General features: G+C 45.2%; 18 protein-coding genes and 2 tRNA genes. 14 read left to right on the top strand and 6 right to left on the bottom strand.

What is annotated here, in order from left to right:
• Positions 1–90 precede the first annotated feature (90 nt).
• On the top strand, positions 91–1,752 hold the full coding sequence (ettA, locus tag CWI32_RS09920) for an energy-dependent translational throttle protein EttA (RefSeq protein WP_005168915.1): 1,662 nt from the start codon (positions 91–93) through the stop codon (positions 1,750–1,752).
• Between the two features lie 70 nt (positions 1,753–1,822).
• Here ettA and CWI32_RS09915 read toward each other — a convergent pair whose 3' ends face one another.
• From CWI32_RS09915 to CWI32_RS09895, 5 genes are all read right to left on the bottom strand, one after another.
• Complete coding sequence (locus CWI32_RS09915) at positions 1,823–2,164, bottom strand: membrane protein (RefSeq protein ID WP_004281123.1); 342 nt, start codon at positions 2,162–2,164, stop codon at positions 1,823–1,825.
• Positions 2,165–2,314: 150 nt separating this feature from the next.
• Positions 2,315–2,390: transfer RNA gene (locus CWI32_RS09910), tRNA-Glu, on the bottom strand.
• A gap of 36 nt (positions 2,391–2,426) precedes the next feature.
• Positions 2,427–2,502 (bottom strand) — tRNA-Ala (locus CWI32_RS09905).
• A 57-nt stretch (positions 2,503–2,559) separates the two neighbouring features.
• A complete protein-coding gene (gene gltX / locus CWI32_RS09900) occupies positions 2,560–4,068 on the bottom strand; it encodes a glutamate--tRNA ligase (RefSeq protein WP_005168912.1) in 1,509 nt (502 codons plus the stop codon).
• A gap of 127 nt (positions 4,069–4,195) precedes the next feature.
• Positions 4,196–4,498: a hypothetical protein gene (locus tag CWI32_RS09895; protein ID WP_005094351.1), complete on the bottom strand. Its 303-nt coding sequence runs from the start codon at positions 4,496–4,498 to the stop codon at positions 4,196–4,198.
• A 392-nt stretch (positions 4,499–4,890) separates the two neighbouring features.
• On the opposite strand from CWI32_RS09895, the gene CWI32_RS09890 reads away from it, so the two are divergent.
• From CWI32_RS09890 to CWI32_RS09850, 9 genes are all read left to right on the top strand, one after another.
• A complete protein-coding gene (locus CWI32_RS09890) occupies positions 4,891–5,892 on the top strand; it encodes a sulfate ABC transporter substrate-binding protein (RefSeq protein ID WP_100535225.1) in 1,002 nt (333 codons plus the stop codon).
• A 244-nt stretch (positions 5,893–6,136) separates the two neighbouring features.
• A complete protein-coding gene (locus CWI32_RS09885; RefSeq protein WP_005168906.1) occupies positions 6,137–7,156 on the top strand; it encodes a sulfate ABC transporter substrate-binding protein in 1,020 nt (339 codons plus the stop codon).
• 188 nt (positions 7,157–7,344) lie between these two features.
• Positions 7,345–8,256, top strand: coding sequence for a 16S rRNA (cytosine(1402)-N(4))-methyltransferase RsmH (gene rsmH, locus CWI32_RS09880; protein WP_005094346.1), 912 nt, complete (start codon positions 7,345–7,347; stop codon positions 8,254–8,256).
• Positions 8,257–8,266: 10 nt separating this feature from the next.
• On the top strand, positions 8,267–8,599 hold the full coding sequence (gene ftsL / locus CWI32_RS09875; protein ID WP_005094344.1) for a cell division protein FtsL: 333 nt from the start codon (positions 8,267–8,269) through the stop codon (positions 8,597–8,599).
• A gap of 15 nt (positions 8,600–8,614) precedes the next feature.
• The gene (gene ftsI, locus CWI32_RS09870) at positions 8,615–10,438 is read left to right on the top strand and encodes a penicillin-binding protein PBP3 (RefSeq protein WP_074383637.1); all 1,824 of its coding nucleotides are present in this window, start codon (positions 8,615–8,617) and stop codon (positions 10,436–10,438) included.
• A gap of 11 nt (positions 10,439–10,449) precedes the next feature.
• Complete coding sequence (locus CWI32_RS09865) at positions 10,450–11,946, top strand: UDP-N-acetylmuramoyl-L-alanyl-D-glutamate--2,6-diaminopimelate ligase (RefSeq protein WP_100329406.1); 1,497 nt, start codon at positions 10,450–10,452, stop codon at positions 11,944–11,946.
• Positions 11,947–11,955: 9 nt separating this feature from the next.
• Positions 11,956–13,359, top strand: a complete 1,404-nt coding sequence (locus CWI32_RS09860) for a UDP-N-acetylmuramoyl-tripeptide--D-alanyl-D-alanine ligase (protein WP_100535224.1) — start codon at positions 11,956–11,958, stop codon at positions 13,357–13,359.
• Entirely contained in the window at positions 13,360–14,478 is a 1,119-nt protein-coding gene (mraY, locus tag CWI32_RS09855) for a phospho-N-acetylmuramoyl-pentapeptide-transferase (protein WP_005094334.1), read from the top strand. It abuts the gene before it with no gap.
• A 54-nt stretch (positions 14,479–14,532) separates the two neighbouring features.
• Positions 14,533–15,336 carry a putative RNA methyltransferase gene (locus CWI32_RS09850; protein ID WP_100535223.1) on the top strand — a complete coding sequence of 268 codons (804 nt, stop codon included), beginning with the start codon at positions 14,533–14,535 and terminating at the stop codon, positions 15,334–15,336.
• Positions 15,337–15,399: 63 nt separating this feature from the next.
• On the opposite strand, the gene ponA is transcribed toward CWI32_RS09850, so the two are convergent.
• Positions 15,400–17,928, bottom strand: coding sequence for a penicillin-binding protein PBP1a (gene ponA / locus CWI32_RS09845; RefSeq protein WP_100535222.1), 2,529 nt, complete (start codon positions 17,926–17,928; stop codon positions 15,400–15,402).
• Between the two features lie 165 nt (positions 17,929–18,093).
• On the opposite strand from ponA, the gene CWI32_RS09840 reads away from it, so the two are divergent.
• From CWI32_RS09840 to CWI32_RS09825, 4 genes are read left to right on the top strand one after another with little or no spacing between them, the layout of a single operon-like run.
• Positions 18,094–19,152: a pilus assembly protein PilM gene (locus tag CWI32_RS09840; protein ID WP_005094327.1), complete on the top strand. Its 1,059-nt coding sequence runs from the start codon at positions 18,094–18,096 to the stop codon at positions 19,150–19,152.
• Positions 19,152–19,790, top strand: coding sequence for a PilN domain-containing protein (locus CWI32_RS09835; protein WP_005094324.1), 639 nt, complete (start codon positions 19,152–19,154; stop codon positions 19,788–19,790). Before CWI32_RS09840 ends, CWI32_RS09835 begins: the two co-directional genes overlap by 1 nt.
• Positions 19,787–20,500 (top strand): type IV pilus inner membrane component PilO, encoded by a 714-nt coding sequence (locus tag CWI32_RS09830; RefSeq protein WP_005094323.1) that lies wholly within the window; start codon positions 19,787–19,789, stop codon positions 20,498–20,500. The genes CWI32_RS09835 and CWI32_RS09830 overlap by 4 nt, the downstream gene beginning before the upstream one ends.
• Positions 20,500–21,027, top strand: coding sequence for a pilus assembly protein PilP (locus CWI32_RS09825; protein WP_005094322.1), 528 nt, complete (start codon positions 20,500–20,502; stop codon positions 21,025–21,027). The genes CWI32_RS09830 and CWI32_RS09825 overlap by 1 nt, the downstream gene beginning before the upstream one ends.
• Positions 21,028–21,034 lie beyond the last annotated feature (7 nt).

Below are 21,034 nucleotides of genomic sequence, written 5' to 3'. Positions count from 1 at the left end.
CTGCGTATAATAGCCGATTATTTTTTCGCTCTTTTTTGAGCTGGGGTGGTTGTTTTAACCCCATTTGGTTTTTCAGTTGAGGAGTCCTACGTGGCCCAATATATTTATACGATGAACCGAGTGTCTAAGATGGTGCCGCCGAAACGCGAAATCCTGAAAGATATCTCCTTATCATTTTTCCCGGGCGCAAAAATTGGTGTGCTTGGTCTAAACGGTGCAGGTAAATCGACCTTGCTTCGTATTATGGCGGGCGTAGATAAAGATTTCTCTGGTGAAGCACGTGCACAACCAGGTACTAAAATCGGTTATCTCGAGCAAGAGCCGCCTTTAGATGAAACTAAAGACGTGCGTGGCAACGTTGAAGATGGTCTGCGTGAGCCGCTGGATGCTTTGGCACGTCTTGACGAAGTATTTGCAGAATATGCAGCAGAAGATGCTGACTTTGATGCACTTGCAAAAGAGCAAGAAAAGCTCGAAGCCATTATCCATGCATGGGATGCACATAACCTTGCCAATCAGATGGATCAGGCAGCTGCTGCACTGAACCTTCCAGCTTGGGATGCCGATGTTAAACTGCTTTCAGGTGGTGAACGCCGCCGTGTGGCACTGTGCCGTTTGCTCTTGTCTAAGCCAGACATGTTGCTTCTTGACGAACCGACGAACCATTTAGATGCATCATCTGTTGCCTGGTTAGAACGTTTCTTGAAAGACTTCCCGGGTACCATCGTTGCGATTACGCATGACCGTTATTTCTTGGATAACGTGGCTGAGTGGATTCTTGAGCTTGACCGTGGCATGGGCATTCCATACCAAGGTAACTACTCTTCTTGGTTAGAGCAGAAAAATGCGCGTCTAGAGCAAGAGAACAAGCAAGAAGAATCTTTTGCTAAAGCATTGAAAAAAGAACTTGAATGGGTTCGCTCAAATGCCAAAGGCCAGCAAAAGAAAAACAAAGCGCGTATGGAGCGTTTTGAAGAGCTTAACTCGCGTGAATTCCAACAGCGTAACGAAACCTCTGAAATCTACATTCCACCTGGTCCACGTCTAGGCAACAAGGTTGTAGAAGTTGAAGGCATCAGCAAATCGTTTGGTGATCGTACCCTGTATAAAGATTTATCATTCGTTGTACCGCCTGCTGCGATCGTGGGTATCGTCGGTGAGAACGGTGCAGGTAAAACCACACTGTTCCGCATGATGACCGGTGAACAACAACCGGATACCGGTTCTGTGGTACTGGGTGAGTCGGTGAAAGTGGCTTATGTGGGTCAGATTCGTGACACGCTTGATGACAACAAAACGGTTTGGGAAGAAGTTTCTGGCGGTTTAGACATCTTGAAGATTGGCGAATACGAAATTGCATCTCGTGCATATATCGGTCGTTTTAACTTTAAAGGCCAGGATCAGCAAAAACGTGTCGGTCAATTGTCAGGTGGTGAGCGTAACCGTTTACAACTGGCTAAAATCCTGCAAATGGGCGCAAACGTAATCTTGCTCGATGAACCGTCAAACGACCTGGATATCGAAACCTTACGTGCGCTTGAGGATGCCATTCTGGTGTTCCCGGGTACTGTGATGGTGATCTCGCATGACCGTTGGTTCCTGGACCGTATTGCAACGCACATTTTGTCATTTGAAGGTGAAACACCTGAATTCTTCACTGGTAACTATGCTGAGTTTGAAGAATATCGTCGTAAGCGCGATGGTGATGATTTGGTCGCGAAGCGTCAAAAATACCGTAAAATTGGTGTTTAATCCCTGATTTTAAAATAAAAAACCAGCCTTCGGGCTGGTTTTTTGTGCTTATAGGGCGGTGGGGAGTGACTTAGATTTCCCACTCGTGATTACATTCACGACATTTCCATTTCTTTTGGGTCTGCATGAAGGCCTGCATGGAAATTTTAAAATCAGGCAAGTCTTTATAGAACATAAAGCCTGCAATCAAAGAAAGAATAAAGACGATGACGGTTGCAGTCTGTAAAGTTGTACCTGCACCATCACCAAAGATCCACATCGCGATACTGATGATCACCAGCAATAATAATAGGAATAGGGCGGGCACCAGAAACATCAGGCTTTTAGGAACCACCGGACGTGGAGCTGCTTGACCTGGCTGGGCCACCGGCATGATTTTCGGGCTTTGACACTTAGGGCAACGATATTGCATTACAACTCCAAAATTCTAAATTACTGATTATTTTATCGGAAGATGCGAAGAAACCGAAATATTGCCCAACATAAAATATACAGGCAATAAAAAACCCAAGTCATAATGCTTGGGTTTTTTAAAAGACCACTTCAAAAGTAATCTTGAATATGGCGTCCCTACGGGGATTCGAACCCCGGTTACCGCCGTGAAAGGGCGATGTCCTAGGCCTCTAGACGATAGGGACAATTGAGGCATTACACAGCTAAAGCAAGACTTGATTTGGTGGAGTCAAGGAGTATCGAACTCCTGACCTCTACAATGCCATTGTAGCGCTCTACCAACTGAGCTATGACCCCAGTCTGTGTGAGCGCTATATTAGGGATATCGCGCTCACACGTCAACAAAAAAATTGATTAAGCTTGATCAACCGCTTCATTTTTCGGCAATTTTAAGCTTTCATTGAGTTTTTCCCAGACTTTCAGCTCTTTTTTGCTTGGGCCACCGACAATTTCCAGCGCATGACGTAAACGTGCGAAGGTCAAATCAGGGCCAATGGTGACCATAGTCTGCATCACCGGGGTAGACGCAGTTGAACCGGCAATGGCAATAAAAAAGGCCGGCATGAAGTCACGCAGTTTAATTTCCATTTGTGCTGCCAAATCCATCAAGGTTTGGCTGACCGTGTCGTTGTTCCAGGTGAACAGGCTTTCTAAACGCCAAATGGCAAACTGCAAGCTCTGACGTACCTGTTCGTCAGACAGTTTTTTGCTGACAAACTGCTCCTGAGTCAGTGTCGGGAAGTGGTTGAAGTAATGCGCAGACCAGTTCACTGCTTCAGACAGCAAGTTGATACGTGGTTGAATCGCAGCTGCAATTTCTTCTAATTTGGCACGGTCTGCTTTCCATGCCAGCAGCGTATCGAGCAATTCAGCAGGAGAAAGGGCTTTGATCCATTGACCATTGAGCCAGTTGAGTTTTTCAACATCAAAGATTGGACCACCGAGTGATACGCGTTTGATATCAAAATGTTCAATCATTTCTGCCAATGTGAATTTTTCACTTTCATCTGGCATTGACCAGCCCATACGACCCAAGTAGTTCAACAAGGCTTCAGGCAGTACACCGATATCTTTGTAATAGTTGATTGAAGTTGGGTTTTTACGCTTAGACAATTTTGATTTGTCCGGGTTGCGTAGCAGTGGCATGTGACACAGTACCGGCATCTCCCAACCGAAATACTGGTACAGCAACTGATGCTTCGGTGCAGACGGAATCCATTCTTCACCACGAATCACATGCGTGATTTGCATTAAATGGTCATCCACCACGTTGGCCAAATGATAAGTTGGCAAGCCGTCAGTTTTCAGCAGAATCTGCATGTCGACCTGCGCCCATGGAATCTCGACTTCACCACGCAGCATGTCATTAAATTTACAAATACCTTCAGTCGGTACTTTCATGCGAATCACATGTGCTTCGCCAGCAGCCAAACGACGCTCGACCTCTTCTTGAGAAAGGTTTAAGCCTCGACCGTCATAACGTGGAGATTCACCACGTGCTTGCTGTTCAGCACGCATTTGATCCAGTTCTTCGGCAGTAGCGAAACAGTAGAAGGCATGACCTTTTTCAACCAGTTCCAGCGCATAGTTTTTATAAATATCCATGCGTTCTGACTGGCGGTACGGTGCATGTGGGCCACCCACATCTGGACCTTCAGACCAGTTGAGACCGAGCCAGCGCAATGAATCCAGGATCATTTTTTCAGATTCAGGTGTTGAGCGCAGTTGGTCGGTATCTTCAATACGAAGGATGAATTCACCCCCATGCTGTTTAGCAAAACATAAGTTAAACAAGGCAATATAGGCAGTACCTACATGAGGAAAACCTGTAGGAGAAGGTGCAATACGAGTACGAACAGTCATAGCCGGATATAATCTAGAATATAAATTTGGTTCTATTATAGCGAAAAAGCCACATCACTTAATGCTTTATTCAACATTCAGTGATGTGGCTTTAAATCCTGCTGTTATTCGAGTTGGTTAAAACTGATTAAGAATGATCGCTAGAAAATATGCTTTGTACGAAGCGGGTAAAGCGATAATTTTGTGCTGCAAAGAAATTTTGTGAAGGTGCGACTTTCAGCGCAGTTAAGACTTTAAGATTATCGTCTGTATGCAGGGTTTTTTCGCTTTTTTGTTGTTGAATTGCTTTTTCAATCGGCGATGTCTTGCTTTCAACAGTAGTGACTGAGGCCTTCTGCAAATCTGTCTTCACAACGACGGCATGACCCAGTTGAATCGAAAACAGCATGATCAGACTTAGGATGCTAGCTGTGAATAATTTAAATTTCATATCCAAACTTCCTCCTTGCTTCTGGTTGGTTTTATTCTGTTAAAAATGTTTTTTTAATACTCCGTCTACAATTTAATCACAGTTGATTATAAAGAAGTAGAACCAAGTCACATTTTTTACAAAAAATTAATATAACATCTATGGAAAATTACTAAAAATCGTAATTCTCTCTTTTGGCGGCCTATTTTTAACAGACAACTGTGAAGAGAACGTGAAGAACTGTCTTATATTGTAGCAGGAGATTAATTTTTTAGCAGAATATGTATCCAGGTTTAATTGTTAGCAGATATCTCAAAATCAGAAATAGATCATCAATATTATTATAAACACATGATTGTTATATTTATTTTTTATTTATACAGTGTGGTTATCTCAATAATGAGTCACATAACATGAAAAAAATAATAGCAACCGCAATCTTGACAATATTTACTGCAACCACCATACAAAATGTAATGGCCAAAGATTTCCTGAATGTCTCCTATGATCCGACCCGTGAATTTTACCAAGAATATAATCAGGAGTTTGGCCAGTTCTGGAAGCAGGAAACCGGACAGACAATCAATTTTAAACAGTCACATGGCGGTTCAGGCAAGCAGGCACGTTCGGTCGTCGATGGTTTGCAGGCCGATGTGGTGACTTTGGCTTTGGCCAATGACATTGAGGAAATCGTCAATGTCGGTTTAATCGAGAAAGGCTGGCAAAAAGAGTTTTCAAATAATTCAGCACCGTATACATCGACAATCGTTTTTTTGGTGCGTAAGGCTAATCCCAAGCAAATCAAGGACTGGAATGATCTGACCAAACCGGGTGTCGAGATTATTACGCCTAACCCGAAAACTGGTGGAGCGCCACGTTGGATCTATCTGTCTGCTTGGGGCTATGCGCTGAAACAGCCCGGTGGCAATGATGCCAAAGCCCGAGATCTGGTCAAAAAGCTTTATCAAAATGTCAAAGTGTTGGATTCCGGTGCCCGTGGTTCACTGACGACTTTTGCCGAGCGCGGTATTGGCGATGTACTATTATCTTGGGAAAATGAAGCCTTGCTGGCAACGCAAGGTCTAGGTAAGGACAAGTACGATATCATCTATCCCTCTATTTCAATTCTGGCCGAGCCATCGGTGGCGATCGTTGATAAAAATGTGAATAAAAATGGCAATGCCAATCTGGCGAAAGGCTATTTGAATTATCTGTATTCCCTGAAAGGGCAGGAGTTGGCTGCGAAATATTTCTTCCGTCCACGCGATGCCAAAGTGGCTGCCAAATATTCCGCCCAATTTCCGAAAATTCAGACCTTCACCATTGATAAAGTCTTTGGTGGCTGGGCAAAAGCGCAAAAAACCCATTTTGTGAATGGGGCGATTTATGACCAGATTTATAATGAAAAGCGATAACAAGCTTGAATCTAAATTGAATGAAGAAAATGGATAAAGCGTTATCCGTTTTTTTTATATTTAATGCATAAAATTCTATATATTCGAAATAAGTGAAATGACTGGCTATATTTTGTTTTTAAAAACAGATGATTAAGAATAAAAAACCTTTGATTATATCGTGTTGTGATGTTGTAGGTTGAATTGCGATAAATGATTTTATTTCATATAGTTATATCTATACAAGATAAACTCCCGTGCGCTCATGAAAAATCAATTAAAATCGTTATTTAGCGTTGCCTTATTGGCTACAGGTCTAGGCTTGACAGCGACTGCCTCACAGGCGGCTGATCGTCAATTTCTAAATGTGTCTTATGATGCAACCCGTGAATTCTATGATGAATTCAATAAATCATTTGGTGCTTACTGGAAAAACCGGACCGGTCTGGATGTGAACTTTAAACAGTCACATGGTGGTTCAGGCAAGCAGGCACGTTCGGTGGTCGATGGCCTAAAAGGCGATGTGGTGACTTTGGCACTGGCCAATGACATCGAAGAAATCGTGAAATCTGGTCAGATTCAACCCGGTTGGCAAAAAGAGTTTCCGCATAATTCTGCACCTTATACCTCAACCATCGTGTTTATGGTACGCAAAGGCAATCCGAAGGGCATCAAGGACTGGAGTGATCTGACCAAGCCAGGCGTAGAAATTATTACCCCCAACCCGAAAACCGGTGGTTTGCCACGTTGGGTATACCTGTCTGCCTGGGGCTATGCCGAGAAACAGCCGGGGGGGAACAAAGCCAAAGCACAGGACTTTGTCGGCAAACTCTATAAAAATGTCAAAGTGATGGACTCAGCAGCACGTGCTTCGATGACCACGTTTGCTGAGCGTGGTATTGGTGATGTATTGCTGACTTGGGAAAATGAAGCACTGGTTACCCAAAAGACTTTGGGTAAAGACAAGTTCGATATTATTTATCCGTCAATTACGATTTTGACCGAGCCATCGGTGGCCATTGTCGATCGTACCGTGGATAAAAATGGCAATAAATGGTTGGCAACAGGTTATATCAACTACCTGTACTCCCCATTGGGTCAGGAAATGGCAGCCAAACATTTCTACCGTCCGCGCAATGAGAAAGTATTAGCCAAATATTCAGCACAATTCCCGAAAATCAAAACCTTTACCATTGATGAAGTGTTTGGTGGCTGGGCCAATGCACAGAAAACCCATTTTGTGAATGGCGCGATTTTTGATCAGATCTATAACTCAAAACGTTAATCTGCTGATTTGAAGACGAATTACAGATAAACAGGCCTCCCTTGCGGAGGCTTTTTTATTGACGACACTCAAATAAAAACGGTTTTCTCTATGGAAAGTAATATTTATCTACAAAAAGTCGTTTGGAGCTTTGCTGAAACAGGGTGATAATGTGCAGTTAAATTTTTCGCCCTATTGATTGAGTTTTTATGTCACATATTTCTGTATTACTTCACGAAACGATTGATGCCTTGTTGGCAGGTCGCAATACGGGAATTTATGTAGACGGTACTTTTGGTCGTGGCGGACATACCCGTTTATTGTTATCAAAATTAGATGAACATGCACGTGTGTATGGCTTTGATAAAGATCCTCAGGCCCTAGAGACGGCAGCAATCTTAGAACAAGAGGATCCACGTTTTAAAATTATTCATGCCAGCTTTGCCGATCTGAAAGACGCACTGGCTGAGCTTGGGATTGAGACCGTGGATGGGGTGATGGCAGATTTAGGCGTGTCTTCGCCGCAGCTGGATCAGGCCGAACGTGGTTTCAGTTTTATGAAAGATGGCCCGCTAGACATGCGCATGGACAATTCTCAAGGTCCAACTGCAGCAGAATGGCTGCTTGAAATTGAAGAAGAAGCACTGGCCAATATCATTTTTAAATACGGTGAAGAACGTTATAGTCGCCGGATTGCCAAAGCCATCAAGGCGGCAGGGCAGATTGAGACCACGGCTCAACTTGCGGAAATTGTGAAAGTCGCGCATCCAAAATGGGAAAAAAATAAGCATGCTGCGACGCGTACTTTCCAGGCGATTCGTATTGCTATTAATAAAGAATTAGAAGATATTGAAATCTTCTTGCCTCAAGCAGTTGAGGTTTTAAAACCTGAGGCACGTTTGGCCGTAATTAGCTTTCACTCTCTGGAAGACCGTTTGATCAAACAGTTTATTCAAAAAGAATCTACATTAGACGAAGATTTTGGCTGGGGAATGCCGGGGCAGCAAAAAGATACACGACGTTTAAAGAAGGTATCCCGCGTAAAAGCCAGTGACGAAGAAGTCAAAGCCAATCCTCGTTCACGTAGTGCATGGCTCCGGGTCGCAGAACGTTTAGCTTAATAGGCACATCATGAAAACTGAAGTGGTTGATAAAAAAACAGAAAAGTTGTGGCTTAAACAAGCCTGCATCTATCTCGTCTTGATACTGATGGTCTTCATCAGTGCAGTCTTTGTGGTATTTCAGGTGTTTGAATATCGTCAGGACACCAGAAAACTGAGCACTTATCTGCGTGAGCGTGATGACCTGAATGCAGATTGGGGGCGTTTGTTAATTGAACAGCAAACTTTTGGTGCAACTGCGCAGATTGGCACACGTGCTGTCACCCAGCTGCGCATGTATTCTCCCCCGGTTTCACAAAGTGTCGTCATTTCTTTACCACAAACTTCAGATGAGAAAAAATAAGGCTAGCGCTCGGACATGATAGACAAAAGAAAGAAGCAAGCGGTACGTAAAAAACAATCAGTTACCGACAAAAACGCCTCAAATGTGTATATCAATCGTTTCTATATCATGTGGGCGGTGGTGTTGCTGTGTTTTATTACACTGATTTGCCGGGCCTTCTATGTGCAGATTATCAATAAGGATTTTTTGCAAAATAAAGCCAATGCCAATATTTTAAGAACCAATACCATCAAGGCCATGCGTGGCGTGATTTATGACCGTAATGGGGTGCCGCTGGCGATCAGTACGCCGATCATGAAAATCGTGATTGATCCACGTGACTATTTTGACAATAAAAAACTCTATGACGAGACCATACTGGCACTAGAAAAAGAGCCAGATAGCCGCAAGCTGAAACGCCAGTTGCCGGATAAAAACCTGAATCTGGATGAACTGGCCGATGCAGTCGGTATGGATCGGGCAGAACTACGCAAAAAAATGCAAGAACGCCCGCGTTCTCGTTATCTGATCCTGAAAAAAGAAGTTCCGCCACAACAGGCTGAACTGATCATGAAGCGTAATTTTCAAGGCGTGTATACCGAGAAAAACTACAAACGTTATTATCCGCAGCCACAGCCCAATTCACAGATTATTGGTCTGACCAATAGTGAAGGCACCGGGATTGAAGGTCTGGAAATGCAGCTCAATACCCGTCTGGCAGGTGAAGATGGTGAGCAGCAGATTATCCGGGATAAAAAAGGCAACCGGGTTAAAGAGCCGGAAGTGATTAAAGAAGTCGAGCCGGGCGAGAATATCACCCTGAGTATCGACTCGCGTCTGCAATATATTATGTACCGTGAACTGACTGCGGCAGGTGTGGCCAATAATGCCCGTTCTGCGACTGCGATTGCGGTCGATGTAAAAACCGGAGAAATTCTGGCCTTGTCATCTTGGCCATCATATAACCCGAATGATAAAAATGGTCTGCTGAACAAGGATGCCATGCGTAACCGTGGTGCGGTGGATTCCTTCGAGCCGGGTTCGACCATGAAGCCCTTCACCGTGGCAATGGCTCTGGAAAGTGGTAAATATACGGCCAATTCTGTGGTCAACACCACACCGGGCAGTATGCGAATTGGCAATCACACCATTCGTGATACGCATAACTATGGTCAGTTAACACTGGGCGGTATTATCCAGAAATCTTCGAACGTGGGTGTCGCCAAACTGGCCTTGTCTTTGCCGTATGAAACTCTACCTACTTTCTATAAACGCTTGGGTTTTGGCTCACGCTCAGCAGTAAGATTCCCGGGTGAAAGTGCCGGTCTGATCTTGCCACCAAGTAAATGGAATGTGTCAGAAGTGGCAACCATGTCCTATGGTTATGGCCTGAATGCTACTGTACTGCAAATGGCGGATGCCTATGCCATGCTGGCCAATAAGGGTGTGAGAATGCCGCTGAGCCTGTACAAGCTGGAAGAACAGCCGCAGGGTGAGCAAATGATTGATGCCAATATTGCAGATCAGGTCTTGCTTATGCTGGAAGTAGCAACTCTGCCTGGCGGTACCGCTACGCGCGCGACAATTCCGGGTTATCGTGTGGCAGGGAAAACCGGTACTGCGCATAAACTGCGTGCCGATCGTAAAGGCTATTCTACCAATGAATACCGGGCTTTGTTTGCTGGCGTAGCGCCCGTGAGTGATCCGCGTATTGCCATGGTGGTGGTGGTCGAAAATCCGCAAGGCACCTATTACGGTGGTACGGTATCGGCACCGGTATTTGCACGCGTGATGCAGGAATCCTTGCGTCTGCTGAATGTCCCTCTGGACAAACCTTTAGAATCTCCCAAAGTCCAGTAAATAGGTGATCAATGTCTATTACATTTAAAGATCTCTACGCCGTTCAAGATACTGCTGAATGGATGACCCAAGCCTTTCAGGGTTTCGAACTGGATAGCCGTAAAGTTAAGGCAGGGCAAATTTTTATTGCCCTGACCAGTCTGTCACAACCAGAAAAAACTGCAGTATTTGCACAAAAAGCTTTAGAGCAGGGTGCCTTAGCGGTGATTTCTGAAATCGAATTGGATATCTCACCCAATCTAGTGGTTGCTGATGTCCGACATTTGATGGGACAGTGGCAAAAACAATACTTACAAGCCAGCCAACCTGTTCAGGCTGCAGGTATTCTTGCAGTGACCGGCACCAATGGTAAAACCACGATTTCACGTTTGGTTGCGGAACTGTTCATGTTACAAAGCAAAGCTTGTGCAGTGATGGGGACGACAGGTAACGGGATTTTGCCAAATCTGGAAGCCTCGTCGCATACCACGCTCGATGCTTTGCAATTGCAAAATGCTTTGCATGTTTATGCTCAAGCCGGTGCTAAATTTGCCTCGATTGAAGCCAGTTCGCATGGTCTGGAGCAAGGTCGCTTGAATGGCTGTGATATCGAGATTGCGGGCTATAGTAATTTAAGTCGCGATCATCTGGATTATCACGGGACGCTGCAAGCCTATGCAGAAGCCAAATCTGCTTTATTTAAATTTGAAAGTTTAAAAGTGGCTGTCATCAACCTGGATGATGCGCATGCTCATATCATGATTGATGCAGCGCGCAACAATCCCTCACAGCCAGAAATTTTGACCTATTCAACCCGTCAAGCTGCGGATTATCAGGTTCAGGATATTCAATACAGCATTTCAGGTGCGGCCTTTAAGCTGAAAACGGCTTCTGCTGAATATGTTGTGAACAGTCCGCTGCTTGGACATTTCAATATTGAAAATCTGGTCGCCAGTCTGATCATGGCAGAGCAGGCCGGATTTGATTTAAGCAGCTTGATTGCGACTGTACCACAGCTCAAAGGTGCACCAGGCCGGATGCAGGTGCTGCGTGATGGCGAGCGCCTATTTGTAGTGGATTATGCGCATACACCTGATGCCTTGACTCAGGTTCTCATCACTTTAAAACGTCATGTTGCGCAAAATCTCTGGGCCGTCTTTGGCTGTGGCGGCGATCGTGACCGCGGCAAGCGTCCACTCATGACCCAAGCAGCATTAGAAGGTTCGGATATTGCGGTCTTGACTTCCGATAATCCGCGAACCGAAGATCCTGCACAAATTTTTGCCGATATGAAAAATGGCATCGACTTTTTAGGCAAAAGCTACCATGAAATTCATGACCGTCGTGAAGCGATCAAGTTTGTCGTTAAACACGCGCAGGCAGGGGACATCGTGGTGATTGCAGGCAAAGGTCACGAAAATTATCAGGAAATTGATGGTGTACGTCACTGGTTTGATGATGTGGTCGAAGTGCAAGCCGCGATTGATGCCCAGCATCACAGCGCAGATTCAGCTTATCCAGCGTATTAGGATTCAGATATGCATACCTCAACAACCAGTACCGTGCCACTTGCACCTTGGACAGCAGAACAGCTTGAACAAGCGACTCAAGGCGATTGGCTCAATAATAAAAAACCGGCAGACGCCATCAAACGTATTCTGACCGATTCGCGTGATGCTGAACAAGGGGATGCTTTCCTTGCGCTGCAAGGCGAGCGCTTTGATGCCCATGATTTTGTGGCACAAGTAGCAGCAAGCGGCTGTCAGATTGCGATCGTCAGTCGACCGCTCGATATTGATATCTGCCAGCTTGTCGTAGACGATACCCGTTTGGCACTAGGGCGGTTGGGCGCATACCGTCGTCAGCAGAATCCTCAGCTCAAAGTCATTGCCTTGACCGGCAGCAGTGGCAAGACCACCACCAAGGAAATGCTGGGGAGCATCTTGTCTCGTCTTGCGCCGACACTGATCACGCGTGGCAACCTGAATAATGACCTCGGCGTACCGGTGATGTTGCTCGAATTACGTCCCGAACATCAGTATGCAGTGATGGAGCTGGGTGCAAGTCATCAGGGCGAAATTGAGTACACCTCAAACATGGTACAGCCCCATGTAGCCGGGATTATTAATATCGGGACTGCGCATTTGGGTGAATTCGGCGGCCGTGATGGCATTTGTACTGCCAAATCTGAAATTTACGCGCATATTACAGAAACCTCGATTATTCCTGCCGCAGATGATTTTACTGAAACCATTCGTCAGGCAATCAAAACTGAACAAAGCTTAAGTTTTGGTGCCGGCGGTGAGGTGTATGCCAGCGATGTCGTGCTCGATGCGCAATCTTCTACCTTTACCCTGAATACACCACAAGCTTCGAAAACAGTTCAGCTGCCCTTTGCCGGTGAACATAATGTTGAAAATGCCACAGCAGCAGCTGCCTTTGCTTTGGCAATCGGGATTGGTCTGGATGATATTGTGGCCGGTCTGGAGCAGGCTGTGGGTGCCAAAGGCCGTTTGAATTTTATTCAACACAAACAGTATTTGCTGATTGATGATACCTACAATGCCAATCCTGGTTCAATGCGTGCAGCAGCTGAAGTTTTGGCACAGCAGCAGGGCATTCGGGTCATGGTGACCGGTGATATCGGTGAACTCGGTTCATCGGCTGCGATGGAACATTATAAGCTGGGTCGAGATCTGGTCTCGGTCAAAGGCATTAACTTTGTGGTGGCTGTGGGTGAATTTGCACCTGCCGCACAGGAAGGTGCACGTAGTACCCAATATGGCAAGAAAATGCAGGCTTTCCTGAATCAGGAGCAGGCATTGCCATTTTTAATTCATTTGATTGAAACACATCAACCTCAGCCGATGTCATTTCTGTTTAAAGGGTCGCGTTATACCCATATGGAAACATTGATGGCTGCATTGATGGAGAAACTCTAAATGCTGTTATGGCTCTTTGAACATTTGGCGGGCTTTGACAGCACGTTTCAGGTGGTTCGTTATTTAACTTTACGTGCGTTGCTCAGTGTCCTGACGGCATTGACCATTGGTCTGGTGCTGGGTCCTATCATGATTCGCAAGCTTCAGGCACTCAAATATGGTCAGGCGGTCAGCTCGTATGCCCCTGAAAACCATGCCAAGAAAATGGGTACACCGACCATGGGTGGGGTACTAATCTTGCTTTCAATCGGTATTTCGACCCTGCTTTGGGCGGATCTTTCCAATCCTTATGTCTGGATTGTACTGGCGGTGATGGTCATCTTCGGTGCCGTGGGTTGGGCGGATGACTGGATTAAAATCCGTTATAAAGACAATGCCGGTCTGCCTGCGAAGAAAAAATTCTTCTGGACTTCGGTCGGTGCATTGGGAGTCGGTATTGCCCTGTATGTGATTGCACAGCAGCAGACCAATCCGGTACATACCGCGAATATGCTGGATCTTTTGATTCCATTCTTTAAAGATTTGACGATTCCGCTGTCGGCTATTCCACTGGGGATTGGCTTCATTATTTTCACTTATTTTGTGATCAATGGTGCATCCAATGCGGTAAACCTCACCGATGGTCTGGATGGTCTGGCGATTATGCCAATTGTACTGGTTGCAGCAGGTCTGGGTGTATTTGCCTATCTGGCCGGAGATGTGCGTTTTGCCAATTACCTGCATATTCCCTATGTGAAATATTCCTCTGAACTGGTGGTGATCTGTGCGGCGATGATTGGTGCCGGTCTGGCATTCCTGTGGTATAACGCCCATCCTGCGCAAGTGTTTATGGGTGATGTCGGTGCTTTATCGCTGGGTGCGATGTTGGGGACGATTGCCGTGATGGTTCGCCAGGAAATCGTCTTTGCGATTATGGCGGGTGTATTCTTGGTCGAAGCGATTTCAGTATTCTTGCAGATTGGTTCATTAAGAATGCGCAATAAACGCGTGTTCCTGATGGCACCGCTGCATCATCATTATGAAAAGAAAGGCTGGCGTGAAACTCAAGTCGTCATTCGTTTCTGGATTATTACGATTATGCTGGTGGTTTTGGGTCTAATGACCTTAAAATTGCGCTAAGAGATGCATTGAAAAAAGTCGGCGCAGGCCGGCTTTTTTGTTTTGGAGAAAATGATGAATTTACTCATGTGCCCAGTCTGTCGCCAGCAGTTGAGCTTAAATGAAAGAACATGGCGATGTGAGAATCATCATAGCTACGATGTGGCCAAGCAAGGCTATGTGAACCTGCATGTGGTGCAACATAAACACAGTAAAAATCCTGGGGATACGCCTGAGTCCGTCCAGGCACGTCGTGCATTTTTGAGTGCGGGTCATTATGCGCCTTTGCAACAGGCCGTGGTAGAGAAGATCCGAGAGCTGCGTATTGAAAATCTTTTAGATATTGGGTGTGGTGAAGGCTACTATACTGATGCCATGCAGACTGAAGTGCTGCAATGCGTCGGGGTGGATATTGCCAAAAATGCCGTTCAGGTCGCGGCCAAGCTCAATAAAAATATCACCTGGGTCGTAGGAACCGGGGCGACTTTACCGGTGCTGGATGGGTCGATTGATATGTGTACCAGCCTGTTCAGTCCGATCCCAAAACAGGAAATTTTACGGGTTTTAAAAGCTGAAGGTTATTTAATGGTGGTGACACCTGCGCCACAGCATTTATATGCGATGCGTGAGGCACTTTTTGAAGAAGTGAAACCCCACGAACCGCAAAAGTTTGTTGAGCAACTGCAAGATGAATTTGATCTGCTCAGTGAGCAGGTGATTGATGCCCCGATGACTTTGCCACAGACAGATTTAAAAAACCTGATTGCTATGACACCGTATGCTTACAAGGCCAAACCTGAACGCCGTCTGGCACTTGAACAGCAGGATCAGTTTAAATTGCTGGCGCAATATCAGATCTATCTGTTTCAGAAAAAATAAAAATTCACCGATAAAAATGCCCTCATTGTTGAGGGCTTTTTTATACTAGTTTGTCGGTTGTGGTTATTGCACTTCTTGAATCAGGTTTTCTAAAGCGTCCACTTTACTTGGTTGAAGCGGCTGTTCTGGCGGAGCAGTTGTTTCAGCAGCATCTGGCACAGTAATTTCCTGTCCTGGCAGATCTTCGAAATCCGTTTCTGTCCGTTTCGGGACGACCACAGGTGCCGGGCGGTAAAGTGCAGTGGCCATTGGTGGTGAAGACGGATCATTCTGCGCTTCATCACCCTGAACTACCTTGCTTCGATTCACTGGTGCCTTGGCATTACGGTCTAAACGCACCCATGCTTCTGGCTGACCTTTTAAGGCATTGCCCATAAAGTCGGTCCAGATCGGTAAGGCTGCCACACCACCATATTCACGGCGTCCCAAGGTTTTAGGCTGGTCAAAGCCGACCCAGGTGATGGTAACAAGTTTGCCATTGAACCCTGCGAACCAGGCATCTTTGGCGTCATTGGTGGTTCCGGTTTTGCCCCCAATATCATTTCGCCCGATTCTTAAGGCCGCACGGCCGGTACCGTGCTGAATCACATCACGCAGAATATTGGCCATGTCATAGGCAGAGCTGGATTTTAAAATACGCTGTGCCTGACGATAATTACTGTCTTCGGCAGAGACTTTGGGTGCAGCCTGTTTCTGTTCTAGACTTGTATTGTTGATTGCAATCGCTTCGTCATCTGCGGTCATGGTGTCGGCAGGTTGAGCAGGTTCTTCTTCGGTATTGATACATGAAATACACGCATATTCAGGCTGAGCCTCAAAAATGGTATGGCCATAGGCATCTTCAATACGGGTAATGAAATGTGGCTGGATCCGGTAACCGCCGTTGGCAAAAGTCGCATAACCTGTCGCCATCTGAATCGGCAAAACCTGAGGCGTGCCAAGTGCAATGGTATAGTTACGCGGAATCTGATTGTCCTGTAAACCAAAATCCATAAACAGCTGACGGGTACGTTCAATCCCGACAGCCTGTAATAAACGCACTGAAACGGTATTGCGCGAAAGATAAAGTGCGCGGCGTAGCGGGATCATCCCCAGATAACGGCCATCTGAATTACGAGGTGTCCATTTGCCAATGGTAATTGGCGCATCATTCACCATGGTATGCGGTGTCATGCCTCGTTCTAAAGCCAGTGCATAAACAAAAGGCTTAATCGTAGAGCCGGGTTGACGCCAGCCCTGGATTGCACGGTTAAATTTCGACTGATAAAAGTTGTATCCGCCCACAATGGCTTCAATTGCACCATTATTTGGATTGATGGCAATCAACTGTCCTTGCACATTTGGAATTTGTACCAGCGACCACGAGGTTTTATTCTGATTCGGTCGTAAACGTATAATATCTTTGACTTTGACAATCTCGGAAGCTTTGCTAGGCGCACCACCTACACTGTTGACATTGCGAAAGGGGCGCGCCCAAGACATACCGGACCACGGTACAGTTACCGTGGTGCCATCCTGCATCAACGCTTCAAAACTGGAATTGCCAATCTTGGTCACTTGAGCAGGGTAGGTGTTGGCATAGGCACGGAAATTTTCCAGCGGTTGATCATGTGCTTCAGCACCACGCCAGCCATGTCGACGGTCATAAGCTTCCAGACCCTCTTGTACCGCCTGTTCTGCATAGGTCTGGCGTTCACTATGGATAGTGGTATAGACCTTGTAGCCAGAATCTACCGCCTGTTCGCCAAAGTTTTGTACCAGTTCAGAACGCACCATCTCACCGACATACGGGAATTTATTGCGGGTACTTCGGTCAGGCATATCCAGATTGATGGGTTCAGCAATCGCTTGTTGATACTGACTCTGGTTCAGATAGCCCAGTTGCAGCATACGTCCTAAAATCCAGTTGCGACGTTCGAGAGCACGTTTGGGATTGGCCACCGGATTATATCGAGAAGGCGCTTTAGGTAAGCCTGAAATCATGGCCATTTGCGCAATCGAAAGTTCTTCTAAACTCTTGTTATAGTAAATTTTGGTTGCTGCTGCGATCCCGTAGGCATTTTTACCCAAGAAGATCTTATTCACATACAGTGTCAGAATTTCTTCTTTGGTTAGGCTTTGCTCAATCTTACGGGCCAGAAAAATTTCAGTCAGTTTACGCTTGAGTGTTCGTTCGGGGCTGAGATAATAGTTTTTCGCCACCTGCATGGTGATAGTGGAACCACCGGTCTGCACATCCGAACCGGTGATACTTTCACTGACTGCACGGCCTAAGCTTTTAAAACTGATTCCGCTATGCTCGAAAAAGCTGGAATCTTCAGCGGCGAGGAAAGCATGAATAAACTCGGATGGAATTTGTTCATATTTCACGGGAACAGAAAGCTTGCCACCATACTCAGCAATTAATTCATTATCTGAACTAAAAACTTGTAAAGGCTTTAATAAAGGCGCCTTTTTAAGCGTGGACATTTCAGGCAAAGATGGGGCAATATAGAGATACATGCCATAAAAACCCATCGGAATTGAGATCAGGATAATGATAATGATCAAAAAAAATGGGTGGACAAGGCCTGAACAAGATAGCTTTTTCATAACAAGTAAGTTTTAATAAGAGCTAATGGCGAACTAATTACCGATCAGTATATCCTTTAGATATACATATTGTTAGATGAGTTATTGTATCTATATAAAATTATAGATCGGATCGATTGGTAAGTTAGATTTAATTGGGGACAAAAAAATAATAGGAATTATATTGTGCGCAGGTTATATCGTAAACCAAATAAGGGGTTAATAGGAGTTGATATTAGTTCGACTTCTGTTAAGGTTTTGGAGCTTTCTGTAAAAAGTGGCCGTTACTGGGTAGAGAGCTATGCTTTGGTCCCATTAATGGAAAACAGTGTTGTTGAAAAAAACGTCTTAAACCCGGAAGCAGTCGCGGATGCCCTTGGGCGTGCAATTAATTTGGCCAACACCCAGTCGAATCATGCCGCTTTTGCCATTCCAACCTCTATGGTGATTACCAAAACTATCGAGATGGATGCAGACATGTCGAATGATGAGCGTGAAGTTCAGATTCGTGAGGATGCAGAACAGTATATTCCGTTCCCACTCGATGAAGCCAGTCTGGACTTTGAAGTTCTGCCTGACCGTCTTGCCAATCCAAACCGGGTCAATGTGCTGTTGGTGGCAACCCGCATTGAAAATATTGAAGCACGTTCTGAAGTTTTGGAAATTGCCGGACTGACACCCAAGATCGCGGATGTAGAAAGTTTTGCGCTGGAAAATGCTTTTAAAGTGTTTTCGGATACTTTGCCGATGGGGGTAAATACTGTCGGTATTTTAGACATTGGACATAGTATGACCACCTTGTCTGTCATGCAGAACAACAAAATTATTTATACCCGTGAGCAGGTGTTCGGTGGCAAACAGCTGACTCAGGAAATTCAGAACCGTTATGGTCTGTCTTTTGAAGAAGCCGGGCGTGCTAAAAAAACCCGTGCTTTGCCAGATGATTATGATATTGAAGTGCTAGAACCGTTCCTGGATGCCGTAGTGCAACAGGCAGCGCGGTCATTACAATTCTTCTTTTCATCGTCTCAGTTTAATGAGATTGATCATATTTTATTGGCCGGCGGGAATGCCAATATTCCAGGTCTGGCAAAATTATTACAACAAAAACTCGGTTACCGTGTCACGATCGCGAATCCATTTTTGCAAATGGGCTTTTCTCCTCAAATTGATATTAAAAAAATTGAAAATGACGCGTCATCACTCATGGTTGCATGTGGTTTGGCATTGAGGAGTTTTGATTAATGGCAAAGATTAACTTACTTCCTTGGCGTGATGAGCTAAGAATTAAAAGAAATAATGAATTCGTGGCAATCTGTGTGGGGGCGCTTTTCTTAGGACTGGCGGCGGCAGGTTCAACCTGGTTTTATTATGATCACAAGCTTCAGGATCAGGAACAGGCCAATCAGCTGATTCAAAGTACCAACCAGAATCTGGATGTGCAGTTAAAAGCGCTAGAAGGTTTGCAAGAGCAACGTAATGCCATTGTTGAGCGGATGAAGCTGATTCAGGGCTTGCAAACGCAACGTCCGATCGCGGTACATTTGATTGATGAAATTGTACGGGTGACACCAGCCAATATGTACATCACCAAGTTTCAGCGTACTGGCGATAAATTTAGCATCGAAGGTCGAGCCGAGAGTCCAAATACCGTAGCAGAATTACTGCGTAATCTGGAAGCTTCCTCCTGGTACCGAAATGCCTTTATGAATGCCTTTCTGGTGGCTGAAGAATCCAAAGAAAAGGCACCGAGCTCGATTATTCCACGTGTTGAAGAGTCTTATGGCAGCTTTACCGTGACTGTGGATCTGGATCAGATCGCTGAACCGGTACTGAATGAAGAACAGCAAGCAGCCAATACCACTCCGGGGGCATCATCATGAGTAATGAAAAATTCGATGAGTTCAGCCAGGATGCCGTGGCTGTACCTAAAAATAAAATGACAGTTGAGAAATTTTTTCAGCAATTCAATACTCTAGATCCTAATAATTATGGCAGCTGGCCTTTATCAGTCAAGATTAGCTGCTGGATTTTTATTGTTATCTTGGTATTTATGCTGATTTATTTTGCTCTGACCAGAAGTACGATTGAATCAATTTCACAAGCCAGTGCCCAGGAACAAAACCTGCTGAATGAGTTTCGTGAAAAGGAATCAAAATTACGTAATCTACAACAATATCAGATTCAGCTTCAGGAAATGGAAGCACGTTTTAACCAGCAATTAGAACAATTGCCGAAGGAAACTGAAATTCCGGGTCTGGTTGAGGATATTAACCTGAGCGGTGTCAATTCAGGTCTGAAGTTTAAAAATATCCGTCTGGAACCTGAAATTAAGCAAGAGTTCTTTATTGAACAGCCCATTGCGATTGAAGCGACTGGGGATTATCACGCTTTTGGCTCTTTTGTCAGCAGTATTGCAGGTTTGTCGCGTATTGTTACCTTGCATGATTTCACCATTACCGGTACTGAGAATAAAGAGAAAAAGTCTGAGATTCCGGTGATTGATTATGTGGTCAAGGCCAAAACCTATCGTTATGTGGGCAATGCCGAGGCTTCTTCAGCAGGTACGAGCACGACTCAGGGGGCGCAGTAATGAATAGGATTAAAATTACTTCAGTTTTAGCGCTTGGACTGGTATTGCTGGGATGCGATTCACGTATTGATGCAGTCAATCAGGAAATGGCCAATATTCGTAATCAGCCACCTTTGCCGATTGAACCTGCACCCGATTTTATGCCAGTTGAAACCTTCAACTATGCAGCACATCAGATCAAAAGTCCTTTTCTACCGAGTTCTCTGGCTGCCGAGCTAAAGATTATGGCAGGGAAACGGGTTTATCCAAATTTATCACGTCAATTGCAACCACTAGAAAGTTATCCTCTGGAAACCTTGAGCATGAAAGGTAGCATGCGTAATCAGGCCGGACAGATTCTGGCTTTAATCCAGACACCGGACGGTGAGATTGAACGGATACAGCGTGGTAGCTATATGGGGCTTAATCATGGTCGTGTGAGTGGTATTACACCAACGCAGATCGATTTGATTGAGATTATTCCAGATGGCCGTGAAGGATATGTGGAGCGTCCGCGAAGTCTGGTTCTGATTGGGCCGGCACCATAAGTTTTAG

Origin of the sequence: Acinetobacter pseudolwoffii (assembly GCF_002803605.1) — a bacterium.
Classification (GTDB): Bacteria; Pseudomonadota; Gammaproteobacteria; order Pseudomonadales; family Moraxellaceae; genus Acinetobacter; species Acinetobacter pseudolwoffii.
This window is presented reverse-complemented; position numbering and strand designations above follow the sequence as displayed.